Annotated in this window: 9 protein-coding genes; 4 read left to right on the top strand and 5 right to left on the bottom strand. The window is 37.7% G+C overall.

What is annotated here, in order from left to right; all coding sequences use genetic code 11:
* Nucleotides 1-7 precede the first annotated feature (7 nt).
* The 5 genes from ACFQO1_RS02460 to ACFQO1_RS02440 form a co-directional block, all read right to left on the bottom strand.
* Nucleotides 8-1,276: an MgtC/SapB family protein gene (locus tag ACFQO1_RS02460; protein ID WP_380216372.1), complete on the bottom strand. Its 1,269-nt coding sequence runs from the start codon at nucleotides 1,274-1,276 to the stop codon at nucleotides 8-10.
* 80 nt (nucleotides 1,277-1,356) lie between these two features.
* Nucleotides 1,357-3,855 (bottom strand): sodium-translocating pyrophosphatase, encoded by a 2,499-nt coding sequence (locus tag ACFQO1_RS02455; protein WP_380216370.1) that lies wholly within the window; start codon nucleotides 3,853-3,855, stop codon nucleotides 1,357-1,359.
* A 109-nt stretch (nucleotides 3,856-3,964) separates the two neighbouring features.
* Nucleotides 3,965-4,492 (bottom strand): inorganic diphosphatase, encoded by a 528-nt coding sequence (locus tag ACFQO1_RS02450; protein WP_380216368.1) that lies wholly within the window; start codon nucleotides 4,490-4,492, stop codon nucleotides 3,965-3,967.
* Nucleotides 4,493-4,607: 115 nt separating this feature from the next.
* On the bottom strand, nucleotides 4,608-7,094 hold the full coding sequence (locus tag ACFQO1_RS02445; RefSeq protein WP_380216366.1) for a DUF5686 family protein: 2,487 nt from the start codon (nucleotides 7,092-7,094) through the stop codon (nucleotides 4,608-4,610).
* A gap of 113 nt (nucleotides 7,095-7,207) precedes the next feature.
* A complete protein-coding gene (locus ACFQO1_RS02440) occupies nucleotides 7,208-8,188 on the bottom strand; it encodes a pyruvate dehydrogenase complex E1 component subunit beta (RefSeq protein ID WP_380216364.1) in 981 nt (326 codons plus the stop codon).
* Nucleotides 8,189-8,478: 290 nt separating this feature from the next.
* Between ACFQO1_RS02440 and ACFQO1_RS02435 the strand changes: the two genes are divergently transcribed.
* The 4 genes from ACFQO1_RS02435 (at nucleotide 8,479) to ACFQO1_RS02420 (ending at nucleotide 12,718) form a co-directional block, all read left to right on the top strand.
* A complete protein-coding gene (locus ACFQO1_RS02435; RefSeq protein ID WP_380216362.1) occupies nucleotides 8,479-9,219 on the top strand; it encodes an electron transfer flavoprotein subunit beta/FixA family protein in 741 nt (246 codons plus the stop codon).
* Nucleotides 9,220-9,249: 30 nt separating this feature from the next.
* Entirely contained in the window at nucleotides 9,250-10,218 is a 969-nt protein-coding gene (locus tag ACFQO1_RS02430) for an electron transfer flavoprotein subunit alpha/FixB family protein (RefSeq protein ID WP_380216360.1), read from the top strand.
* A 116-nt stretch (nucleotides 10,219-10,334) separates the two neighbouring features.
* A complete protein-coding gene (locus tag ACFQO1_RS02425) occupies nucleotides 10,335-10,964 on the top strand; it encodes a bifunctional nuclease domain-containing protein (protein ID WP_380216358.1) in 630 nt (209 codons plus the stop codon).
* A gap of 14 nt (nucleotides 10,965-10,978) precedes the next feature.
* Nucleotides 10,979-12,718, top strand: a complete 1,740-nt coding sequence (locus tag ACFQO1_RS02420) for a NupC/NupG family nucleoside CNT transporter (RefSeq protein ID WP_380216356.1) — start codon at nucleotides 10,979-10,981, stop codon at nucleotides 12,716-12,718.
* Nucleotides 12,719-12,795: the final 77 nt, after the last annotated feature.

The raw sequence follows: 12,795 nt of genomic DNA, 5'->3' as shown, positions 1-12,795 counted from the left end.
GTTTGGATTAAAAATGCCAGCTATCGGGCCATAACCACATGAGTAATAAACCAGCAATAATTGAAAGTCCGAAAGAAATACCAACCCATTTCCCTAATTTTTTAGTCCCTAACGTAACTGCCATTACGCCTTTAAATGCTAGGTTTGATAAAGAGGCTAACAAAATTAACCTCCAGCCACTACTGGTTTCTAAACCTCCTCCTTTCATTAATTGTGAAAGTGAGAGTGTAATGGCATCAACATCTGTTAAACCGCTAATAATAGAAACTACATAAAGCGCCTCATTTCCAAAGGTTTCTTTGGTAAATGCGACTGCCAGAAGTATAAGACCGTACAGAAATCCAAAAACTAATGCACTCTTAAATTGTGCAGGATTTTTAGGCTCTGGCATTTCACTCTCTTCGGAAGTGTCTTTATTAATAAGATAGAAAAGTATGATGCACAGTACTACCATAAAAATAAATTCAACGGCCAAAGGAACGATGAGCTGGGGTAGCTTTTCTGGAATCACGATTCCAATTTCTACCATAACTCTTGCTAAGGCAACAGTTGAAGCTGCTGTGATGACAAAAGCTGCCATTTTTCCTATATTCTTAGTGTTAGCAGTTTTACGTGCATAACTAACCGTAGTTGCCGTACTGCTAATGAGGCCCCCAAGAATTCCGTTGGAAATTATCCCTACATTTTTACCAACAAACTTATAGATAAAATACCCTACGACGCTAATCCCTACGATAAGGGTTACCATCATCCAAATATTTCTAGGGTTGAGTACATCAAGTGGTCCATAAGTTTGATTGGGTAAAATAGGAAGGATGATCAATGAGATTCCGGCAAAGGTCATAATAGCCGATAAATCTTTATCTTTTAAGTTTTCAATAAAGGTATGAAGATGTTCTTTTACATATAACAATACTGCCATAGATCCCCCTACAATGACTCCTATAACCTGACTTCCTAAGACCAAATAAGCTCCTATAGCAAAGGTTAGTAAAGCAGCGACTTCGGTGGTTTGACCTACATCTGTTTCTGAAATTTTTTTAAGTTTGACGACGTTTGCTACTACCAAAAATGCTGTAAGTGAAATTCCTAAAGCAGGCAGGATATAGGGGTTGTCAAAATCTCTTGTTAAAAACCCAGAAACGACTCCCAAGATTGAAATCAATGTGAAGGTGCGAACACCCGCCATTTTATTGTCGGTATGCTGTCTTTGGAGCCCAATAAGCATCCCGAGACCAAAGGCAATTCCTAATGTTATGAGATCATCGTAATTCATAATTACGTGAAGTTATAAAATTTCCACAAAAAAACCCCGAACCAAGGTCGGGGTTTAATTTATTTTTAACGTAAAGAATTTTATTCTTTATCTTTTATTTTAATTTTTACACCTTCCACATCTTTTAACTGATCACGAACTTCATCTTCAGTTCCTGTAAAAGTTCTATTTTCAACGGTTGTTTCACCATTTACGGTTCTTCTGATTTCAACATTTGCAGTCACTTGATCATTATTTTCATTTTTCAACATTTCAACAAAAGTTTCGGTTTTATTATTCAAATCTTCTCCACCTTGTATTGTTGCGTTTCCGTCTGTCTCAATCAGTTCAACTTGTCTTTCAGTTAACACAGTTTTGTTTCCGTCTTCATCAATAAAATACATTTCCTCTTCTGTATTCATTGCCTCTGCATCATTTTCAAGTCCGTGTCCTCCTAGAATTGGAGCAATTACAAGACCTACCAAACAAGTTAACTTAATAAGGATGTTCATTGAAGGTCCCGAGGTGTCTTTAAATGGATCCCCAACAGTATCCCCTGTTACAGCTGCTTTATGAGCATCTGACCCTTTATAAGTCATTTCACCATTAATCATAACACCTGCTTCAAAAGACTTTTTTGCATTATCCCAGGCTCCACCAGCATTGTTCTGGAAAATAGCCCACATAACGCCACTTACACAAACACCAGCCATATAGCCTCCTAATGGTTCAGCTCCAAATAGAAGTCCGATAAGAATTGGAGTAATAATAGTTAACAGTCCAGGTAAGATCATTTCTTTAAGCGCTGCTTTTGTTGAAATATCTACACATTTTGCATACTCTGGAGTACCCGTTCCTTCCATAATTCCAGGAATTTCTCGGAATTGACGACGCACTTCTTGGACCATTTCCATTGCAGCTTTCCCAACAGATTTCATAGCCATAGCAGAGAATACCACTGGTATCATTCCTCCAACAAATAACATGGCAAGAACGTCTGCTCTAAAGATATTAATACCATCAATTCCTGTAAAAGTTACGTAGGCTGCAAATAATGCTAAAGCTGTTAAGGCAGCAGATGCAATTGCAAATCCTTTTCCTACCGCTGCAGTTGTATTCCCAACACTGTCTAATATATCTGTACGCTCACGAACGTGAGGTTCTAATTCACTCATTTCTGCAACCCCTCCTGCATTGTCTGCAATTGGACCAAAGGCATCAATTGCTAATTGCATTGCAGTGGTCGCCATCATTGCTGAAGCTGCTAAAGCCACTCCATAAAATCCTGCGAGTTCGTAGGATCCAAAAATAGCTGCTGCAAATAAGATTACAGAAGCAAATGTAGAATACATTCCTACTGAAAGACCAGCGATAATGTTCGTCGCGGCACCTGTTGAAGAATTTTCGACGATATCCATTACAGGTTTTTTACCTAAAGAGGTATAGTAAGCAGTTACCATAGAAATTAGAGCACCTACAGCAAGACCAATACATGCTGCCCAGAATACATTTATAGATCCTATTGTTTTAACACCTTCGCCAAAAAATTTCATTTCCATAGTAGCTGGTAGCATCCAGTCAATTAAGAAGTATGATGCAGCCAATGTTAAGATAATAGCTACCCAGTTTCCTCTGTCAAGTGCAGCTTGCACCTTACTTTCTTTCGCATCATTATTTTTAATACTTACTAAGAATGTTCCAATAATAGATGCCAATATTCCTACTCCTGCAATTACTAATGGCAATAATATAGGACCCATATTGTTAAACGAATCGGTAAATACGTCACCATTAGCAAAGGAAATATCTCTAATCACGTAGTTTCCTAGTACCATAGCCGCCAATACTGTTGCTACGTACGAACCAAACAAATCGGCACCCATACCTGCTACATCCCCAACATTATCCCCAACATTATCTGCAATTGTTGCAGGGTTACGAGGATCGTCTTCTGGAATACCAGCTTCTACTTTACCAACAAGGTCTGCCCCTACATCGGCTGCTTTTGTGTAAATACCTCCACCAACACGTGCAAAAAGTGCAATTGATTCTGCTCCTAAAGAGAACCCTGCCAGAGCTTCCAAAACGATGGTCATATTATCGTAGAATGAACCTTCTTGGCCCATAAATTGACCCATAAAGAACAAGAAAATTAAACTTAATCCCAACACAGCTAGACCTGCCACACCAAGCCCCATTACAGTACCCCCACCAAAAGAAACTTTTAGTGCTTTAGGCAAAGAAGTTTTAGCTGCTTCGGCGGTACGTGCATTTGCTTCGGTAGCAATACGCATTCCGATATTTCCTGCCAGAGCTGAAAAGATAGCTCCAATAATAAATGCAGGTACAATCATCCAGCTTGTAGAAGGAACTAAATAAGATACTAAATAAAGCAATGCTGAAGCGATTACAGCAAAGACTACCAGCAAGCGGTATTCAGCAGCAAGAAAAGCGAGCGCTCCCTCTTTAATACTTTTAGAAATATATTGCATACGATCGTTACCAGGGTTTTGTTTTTTTACCCAACTCATTTTAATGAGCATAAATATCAATCCTAATACTGCAAGTGCTATAGGCACATAAATAATGTTCTGTTCCATTGTCTTTTTTGGTTTTTATTTCAGCCCGCTAAAGTATTAAAATTAAAGAGAATTAAAAAACCCTTCAGAAATCAAATTCTGAAGGGCTATCATCTACTGAGAAAGTAGATTATATAAGAAAGTTTCCTTTAATTTTATGATCGCTGTTTTCATAACGATCCACACATTTTAAAACAATATCGTATGCTTCTTTTGCATCTCCCCAGCCGCCTACATCAACTCGCTTCTTTTCTAAGTCTTTGTATACCTGAAAAAAATGTTCTATTTCTTTAACGGTGTGTGCGTTCATATCGCTTAAATCACTTAATCGATTCCAAATAGGGTCTGACACTGGCACACAAATTACTTTTTCATCTGGTCCCTTTTCGTCGGCCATATGAAAAACTCCAATGGGTCTTACCTCGACAACGCACATAGGAAAAGTGGGTTCTGTTCCTAATACAAGAACATCTAATGGATCTCCATCGAGCGCTAATGTTTGGGGAATAAATCCATAATCTGCAGGATACATCATCGATGAAAAAAGCAATCTATCAAAACGGATTTTTTTTAATTCGAAATCATATTCATACTTATTTCGGCTTCCTTTTGGAATTTCAATCAATACATCAAAAGTTTCTCTTCCTTTCGGACTCATAATTCTTCTTTTTTAAGGGGGTGCAAAAGTAATGAAAATCTATAGATTTTATACTACGGAAAGGCAAACGATTCCGAAGAAAAAAATCTTTTTATTTAGTAACCATAGGTTTCCCTTAAAACTCAAACCCGAAAACACCAGTAACTCCAAATTTTCTGGCATCTGGGTTTTCAGCCTCATTTAAATAGTTTCCTCTGAAGTTAAAATCAAGTCGGAAAATCTTAAAGATGTTTCCTATCCCTACGCTATACTCATAGTAAATATCTTCGGGAGCACGATAGACTATATTTGATGCATTTAAGGCAATATTTTCATCACTTATTTGACCATAAACAGCTCTAAAACCAATTACTTCTCTCAAATTAAGTTTCCGAAGTAAGGGAACCCGTGAAAAGATCCTTCCGCCAAAATCATGCTGCATATGGAAAGATGCATAGGTATCACTAACAAATTCGTAGAAATCAAGTTGTGAGAAACTATTATAAATACTAAAAAGTGTTTGATTTCCAGGAATTGGACTTAACAAACTTAAGGGTACTGGGTCAAATATTTTACCTACCTCAACAGTAGTGTACATTCTACCAAAACCTCCAATATTCCAGGGTTGCGTATACAACGCCTGAACTTTTGAATACTCAAAATCTCCACCGAGCATATCTTTGAGGCCATAGGTATATCCCAAATAAAATGTAGGGAAGTTTCCGCCGTTAATCACCGTACGCTCCACACCATACCCTGATGTTTTTCTATTTGGTGTATAGTTTAATCCTAATGTAATTTCGGGCTGAGAAATAGTGCTCTGGATTTCTCCATTCTCATCGAAGTAATCAATACTAAAAGTGTCGGTTGCCGACTCTAAGGTCCTATACGATCCCGTAAGTCGCGTTATAAAATTTTTGGAAGGCTCAAATTCAAAGCCAGCGGTTGTTAGATTGATTCTACTTAGCCTATCGTTGGCACCCACAGTAATAAGTGATGATGAAGCAAGACTTCTACCCAACACATCAGTACTATTTGTAAGACTGGCTCCCGTTTGTTCTACATCTTTACGATTGCCACCAAATATAATTAGCCTAGAGTTTCTATCTAGAAGCCATTTTGCCGAAACACCATACTTAAAGCGTTCATCTCTAAATCCATAAGCTCCAAAAGCTTCAACTCTCCACGGGTCATTCTGACTAAAATAGGTACGACCTCCCAGACGAATTCGCAGTCCTTCGGCTTCATTAAAGCCAAAGACAGAGAATACTGGACCAATATCAAAATTACCTGCTTCGTAATAGCCTGTTGCTAACACAGAACCTACATTATATAAAGTTTTAAATCGGGGAACCGTCTTTAACGTATCCAACATCTTATAAACTCCTACCTCATCTTTACTAAGCTCTTCCATGCGACGTTCTTTCCAGAAATCATCAGAACGATTGTATACTGCATAATCGTAGGGGTCTACTTGTTTGCTGTAAAATGATTTTTCCTTTGGCTTATCAAATTCAAAGTTGTCGTATAAGGTTGTTCTCTTTCCATAGACACCTCGCGCACCTTCTTTTTTTCTGAAACTAAAGTCACTTAAAAAATAATCCTTTTTTATAAGAAAAGTTGAGTCGTTTAATACATCAAATTCCTGTTCAATATAAATTTCGCGAACCCAGTTTACATTGGCACTTTTGGTCGCTTGCATATTAATTTCGGTAATTGCCCAGGTACTGTCATTTACCCAAAAATCACCTTTAAAAGTCAGTTCATTTTTACGTCTTGGATAATAAATGATATTATAACACCATTTGTTTCCTCGGTATGCACTATCTAATAAAACATAATTATAAACATCTTTCCCTGTTCTTGAAAGCGGACTCGTAAAAGCCTTATCAAAAAACTTTAAGTAGTTATCGTATACATCATAATCGTTATAAAGATCCTTAATAAAAGCAATTAGAGTATTGTTATTATCAAATCCAGAATTTTTATTTCCTTCTAACACCTCCTTTTCTTCATTAATAATATTGTCTCCATATACTTTTGAATAAGCCTCATTAATAAAAATTGGCAGATACGTATTTCCAGTGACCTTTGAAGTATCGGTCTGCTCAAAAATAAACTCCATTCCTTTAAAAACGCTACTTTTTATTAGAGCACTATCAATTGTATTTAAATCAAATTCAAGTTTTTCGTACTTATCATATTTATACTGATCAAACTTCTTAACACCATTATCTCTTCGGTTGCGCCATATTTTTTCGAGTATATCGAGTGCTGGATTATTTTTTTTTGAAATTTTCCCCGTATAAATCACAACTTCATCGAGCGTGCCTGTTTCTTCTTCTAGAATAATTTCCATCTCGTACGTTGCTCTTTTATTTAAAGCAACTTCTTTACTACCAAATCCTATAAAAGAAAAAACTACTGTATCGTACGAAACGTCGCTTTCTAAGTAAAAACGACCTTCTTCATTGGTTATGGTTCCTTCGTTTGAATCCTTAAATATGACGTTGGCATAGGCAACCGAAACACCTGAAGCATCTTTAACCACACCACTCACCTTTGTCTGAGAGAAAACAATGGCGCTAAATAGCAAAAAGAAAGAAAATAGAAAATTTTTCATAAGTAATATAAGGCGGAACGCTCCAAAAACAATACCGCAAATAAAGAACAAATCTTTAGGGATGTTCCCTAAAGATTTGCTAAAAGTTTAAATAAATTTTATTGAAAACAGGTTTACTCTTTATATAGCACCTTTTTAACTGCCTTTACAACATCCTCACTGTTGGGCAACCATTCTTTTAAAAGGACAGGTGAATAGGGTGCAGGTGTGTCTGCGGTATTTATTTTTATAATAGGCGCATCAAGATAGTCAAATGCCTGACTTTGCACTTGATAGGTTATTTCGGTAGCTACATTTCCAAAAGGCCATGCCTCCTCAAGTATGACAAGTCGGTTGGTTTTCTTAACAGAGTCTAAAATAGTTTTGTGATCCATTGGACGTACGGTTCGTAAGTCGATAATTTCACATTCTATTCCGTCTTTAGCTAAATCCTCTGCAGCTTTATAAGCTTCTTTAATGATTTTTCCGAAGGAAACAATCGTTACATCTGTTCCTTTTCGTTTAATATCAGCAACGCCTAACGGAATTAAGTATTCTCCTTCTGGCACTTCCCCTTTATCTCCATACATCTGCTCGCTCTCCATGAAAATGACCGGATCATCATCCCGTATCGCACTTTTAAGCAATCCTTTTGCATCTGCAGGATTACTTGGCACTACAACTTTAAGACCTGGAGTGTTTGCAAACCAGCTTTCAAAAGCTTGAGAATGTGTTGCAGCAAGTTGACCAGCAGAGCCCGTGGGTCCTCTAAACACGATAGGACATTTTAATTGTCCGCCACTCATCTGACGAATCTTAGCAGCGTTATTAATGATTTGATCAATCCCAACCAATGAAAAATTGAAAGTCATGAATTCTACAATGGGACGATTGCCTGTCATTGTTGAACCTACGGCAACTCCTGAGAAACCAAGTTCAGAAATCGGGGTGTCAATCACACGTTTTGCTCCAAACTCATCCAACATTCCTTTACTTGCCTTATAGGCTCCATTGTACTCTGCAACTTCTTCTCCCATTAAGTAGATGCTTTCATCTTTGCGCATCTCCTCACTCATTGCCTCACAAATCGCTTCTCTAAATTGTAGTGTTTTCATATTGTACCTATCAAATAAACTAAAAAACAAAAATAGTATTATTTGTAGGTGTATTAAATAGTTTTTCTGAAAGATTTGTCAAAAATTTACTATGCACGCATAGTATTTCTGAATAAAATTTGGTATCTTTGACATCCGTTTTAAACAGCTAATTACAATCATTTAGATTGCTGTCATTCCGAACATCGTGAGGAATCTCATTTTACTGAAAATACGAAGTAAATTTTATGGCTGTTATATTTAAAATAGATGTTTAATTAAAAGATATACCCGCCTTCGCGGGCATGATTATGAAAATATTAGTGTGTATAAGTCACGTCCCTGACACTACTTCAAAAATTAATTTTACCGAAGGTGATACAAAATTTGACACCAACGGTGTGCAGTTTGTAATCAACCCGAATGACGAATTTGGCCTAACAAGAGCTATGTGGTTTAAAGAGAAACAAGGTGCTACGGTACATGTTGCCAATGTAGGAGGTCCAGAAACAGAACCAACATTGAGAAAAGCCCTAGCAATCGGTGCAGATGAAGCTATTAGAGTTAACACTGCTGCTACCGACGGATTTTCAGTAGCAAAACAATTGGCAACCGTTGTTAAAGACGGAGAATATGATCTTGTTATTGGAGGTCGTGAATCGATTGATTATAATGGAGGAATGGTTCCTGGCATGCTAGCGAAACTAACCGGAGCAAATTTTGTAAATACCTGTATCAGCCTTGAAGTTGAAGGCACTAATGCTACTGCAATACGCGAAATTGACGGTGGAAAAGAAACAGTAAAAACTTCTTTGCCATTAGTGGTAGGCGGACAAAAAGGATTGGTAGAAGAAAGCGATCTTCGAATTCCTAATATGAGAGGTATTATGCAGGCGCGTTCTAAGCCATTAACTGTAAAGGAGCCTGTAGATGCAGCTAGCGAAACACAAACCGTATCTTTCCAAAAACCAGCTCCAAAAGGCGCAGTAAAATTAGTCGACAGCGTTGATGAATTGATCAACTTACTACACAACGAAGCGAAAGTGATTTAACAGTCATAAATCTCAAACAAAAGAAAAATTATGTCAGTATTAGTATATACAGAATCCGAAGAAGGTTCATTTAAAAAAATAGCATTCGAAGCAGTTTCCTATGCAAAAGGGGTCGCAGATATGCTAGGAACTAGCGTAACAGCAGTTTCAATCAATGGTGGAGATGCTTCTCAATTGGGAACTTACGGTGCCGATAAAGTATTAGAAGTTTCTAATGATAAATTAAACAAATTTAATGCAGAAGCCTATGCAGATGTGATCGCACAGGCTGCAAAAGCTGAAGAAACAAAGGTGGTTGTGCTAACATCCAGTGCCAACAGTAAATTTATGGCACCCTTAGTTGCCGTAAATCTTGAAGCTGGCTATGTTGCAAACGTAACCGAACTACCCGTAAGTGCTTCTCCATTTAAAGTTACACACAGCGTATTTACCAACAAAGCATTTGCCACTACCGAAATTACAACCGATGTAAAAATCATAGGTTTGGCAAAAAATGCGTACGGATTAAAAGAAAACAGCGCAGCTGGAGCAACAGAATCGTTTACTCCAGAATTAGCAGCAGACGATTTTTCTGTGGAAGTAGTTTCCGTAGACAAAGCAACCGATAAAGTTACCATTGCAGATGCCGAAATCGTAGTTTCTGGTGGCCGTGGACTTAAAGGACCCGAAAACTGGGGAATGATTGAAGAAATGGCCGATATTCTTGGAGCAGCAACAGCCTGTTCGAAGCCTGTTAGTGATATGGGATGGAGACCTCACAGTGAACACGTAGGACAAACAGGAAAGCCTGTTGCTTCAAATTTGTATATCGCTATTGGAATTAGTGGAGCGATTCAGCACCTTGCTGGAATTAACTCGTCTAAGGTAAAAGTTGTGATCAATAATGATGCAGAAGCACCTTTCTTTAAAGCAGCAGATTACGGAATTGTAGGTGACGCTTTCGAAGTAGTTCCACAACTCAATGAAAAATTAAAAGCCTTTAAGGCGGCAAACGCATAATTTTTGTTAATTTGTGCCCAAAATGAGGCCATTCAGATAAGTACTCCTTGTTTGAATGGCTTTTTGTTTTTTTCTGAAAGTCTATAACTATCAATTACACTCACTAGCTGCTGATAATGAGCTTAGTAAAATTAAACATTAAAGGAATATCCTATAGCCAAACTCAAAATGGTGCCTATGCACTTATTTTGAGCGAAGAAGAAGGGGAACGTAAACTTCCTATCGTAATAGGTGCTTTTGAAGCACAATCCATTGCCATTGCACTTGAAAAAGAGATAAAACCTCCTCGCCCACTTACCCACGACCTTTTTAAAAATTTTTCAGACAGATTTGGAATTATCGTAAAGCAGGTAATCATACATAAATTGGTAGATGGTGTTTTCTATTCGAGTATTATTTGCGAGCGTGACGAAATTGAAGAAATTATAGATGCCCGAACTAGTGATGCCATTGCACTAGCACTTCGATTTAATGCTCCAATTTTCACTTATAAAGCTATTTTGGACAAAGCAGGGATCTACTTAAAGACTTCAAAAAAGAAGAAAAAAGAAGATATCTCAAAAAAGGAAGATATTGTAATTGAAGAACTGCTTTTGGGAAGTGATAAAGAATCGGCGCCTTCAAAGACCGAAGATTATACAACCTATTCTAAGCGAGAACTTAATGAAATGCTGGATCAGGCCGTCGCAAGTGAAGACTACGAAAAAGCAGCACATATACGCGACGAAATTTCAAAAAGAAAATAATTTAAATTGTACGCATGCGACTTTCCATTACTCTTCTAGCCTTTTTTATGTTCTTCGGAATTGCATCTGGTCAAACCATTGAAAGAGATTGGAATTTTTCTAGTATTGAAGATGCTTCAGGAGCTAGCGTTATTCCTGTTTCTGAAAGCGACGACCTATCAATAAAAGAAGGAAGTTTCAGCTATTCAATAGCTGCGATGGATAGCTTGCAGGCTTCGGGAGATTATATCTTTCAGAATAATTTATTGGTTGTATTTTTCAGTGAGCCCACAGACACCATTCGAAGATTCCGAGTTTCAGAATTAACAGACAGCACTCTCATATTTTCAGAAAATACAATCACATACAAATTAACAGCCCCCTCTCAAACGGAAGTTACCGATGTCACAATTTCTGAAACTTTGGAAGATACCAGTGCCAGCAATTTAAAACTTGACCCTGATCAAGGCGTAGGAATTAGTGTAAATAGTATTGGCCGTGGCATGCTAGGCATGTTTTTTCTACTATTGGTTTGTTTTCTTTTAAGTGCCAACCGAAGAAAAATTAACTGGAGGCTGGTAGGAAGCGGTCTCGCATTACAACTCATTTTTGCATTATTGGTCTTAAAAGTGCCCTTTGTGGCTACAATATTCGATTGGATAAGCGATAAGGTGGTGACATTTTTAAATTTTTCTGAAAAAGGAGCCGAATTTCTTTTTGGCGGACTGGTAACAGACATGAATACTTTTGGGTACATCTTTGCCTTTAAAGTACTACCCACTATAGTGTTCTTCTCGGCTTTTACCTCATTATTGTATTACCTCGGAATTCTACAGAAATTTGTAAAAGGGTTCGCATGGGTAATGAGTAAAACCATGCGGCTTTCTGGAGCTGAAAGTCTTGCTGCGGCAGCCAATATTTTTATTGGTCAGACCGAAGCACCACTTGTTGTAAAACCCTATCTAGACCGTATGACCAAATCTGAAATGCTGTGTCTTATGGTAGGTGGTATGGCAACCATAGCTGGTGGTGTTCTGGCAGCATTCATCGCCTTTTTAGGTGGTGATAGCGATGCTGAAAAAATCATCTTTGCCAAACATTTATTAACAGCATCCATTATGTCTGCTCCGGCTGCTATTATTATTGCTAAGATGCTTTATCCTGAAACCGAAAAGGTGGATAAAAAATTAGATATTAGTAAAGACAAAATTGGAACCAATGTATTAGATGCGATCTCTAGGGGAACGACTGAAGGATTAAAACTAGCAGTCAACGTAGGTGCCATGTTATTGGTATTTACAGCAGTTATTGCCGTTTTCAATTGGATCACAGTAGATTGGATTGGAGCACCCACTGGTTTAAATGACTGGATTGCTTCTACCACAGAAGGCCGTTATGATGGTTTTTCTATGCAATATATTTTAGGAAATGTATTTGCTCCCATCGCATGGATTATTGGAGTCCCGGCTGAGGACATCACTGCTGTGGGGCAGTTGTTGGGTGAGAAAACAATCTTAAACGAGTTCTTTGCCTATGCTTCTTTAAGCGGAATGAAAGAAGCAGGAACCATCATAAATTACCGATCTATTGTAATTGCAACCTATGCATTGTGTGGTTTTGCTAATTTTGCTTCTATCGGAATTCAAATTGGCGGTATTGGCGTTTTGGCTCCTTCGCAGCGAACTACGTTAGCAAAATTTGGAATCAAAGCCTTAATTGGAGGAACTATTGCAGCCCTTTTAACTGCTACCATTGCAGGAATGCTTATTGGATAGTCTTGTAAGCTAATTTCCCGTTAATAACTTATAATAAATCTATTATATATTAGTTTAATAACTCGACAAGCTTTTTT

The organism is Jejudonia soesokkakensis (assembly GCF_042664795.1).
GTDB classification, from domain to species: Bacteria; Bacteroidota; Bacteroidia; order Flavobacteriales; family Flavobacteriaceae; genus Jejudonia; species Jejudonia soesokkakensis.
This window is presented reverse-complemented; position numbering and strand designations above follow the sequence as displayed.

Excerpts from the sequence above, each read along its gene's own strand:
- ACFQO1_RS02460 (WP_380216372.1), bottom strand. The coding sequence starts at position 1,276 with ATGAATTACGATGATCTCATAACATTAGGAATTGCCTTTGGTCTCGGG.
- ACFQO1_RS02455 (WP_380216370.1), bottom strand. The coding sequence starts at position 3,855 with ATGGAACAGAACATTATTTATGTGCCTATAGCACTTGCAGTATTAGGA.
- ACFQO1_RS02450 (WP_380216368.1), bottom strand. The coding sequence starts at position 4,492 with ATGAGTCCGAAAGGAAGAGAAACTTTTGATGTATTGATTGAAATTCCA.
- ACFQO1_RS02445 (WP_380216366.1), bottom strand. The coding sequence starts at position 7,094 with ATGAAAAATTTTCTATTTTCTTTCTTTTTGCTATTTAGCGCCATTGTT.
- ACFQO1_RS02440 (WP_380216364.1), bottom strand. The coding sequence starts at position 8,188 with ATGAAAACACTACAATTTAGAGAAGCGATTTGTGAGGCAATGAGTGAG.
- ACFQO1_RS02435 (WP_380216362.1), top strand. The coding sequence starts at position 8,479 with ATGAAAATATTAGTGTGTATAAGTCACGTCCCTGACACTACTTCAAAA.
- ACFQO1_RS02430 (WP_380216360.1), top strand. The coding sequence starts at position 9,250 with ATGTCAGTATTAGTATATACAGAATCCGAAGAAGGTTCATTTAAAAAA.
- ACFQO1_RS02425 (WP_380216358.1), top strand. The coding sequence starts at position 10,335 with ATGAGCTTAGTAAAATTAAACATTAAAGGAATATCCTATAGCCAAACT.
- ACFQO1_RS02420 (WP_380216356.1), top strand. The coding sequence starts at position 10,979 with ATGCGACTTTCCATTACTCTTCTAGCCTTTTTTATGTTCTTCGGAATT.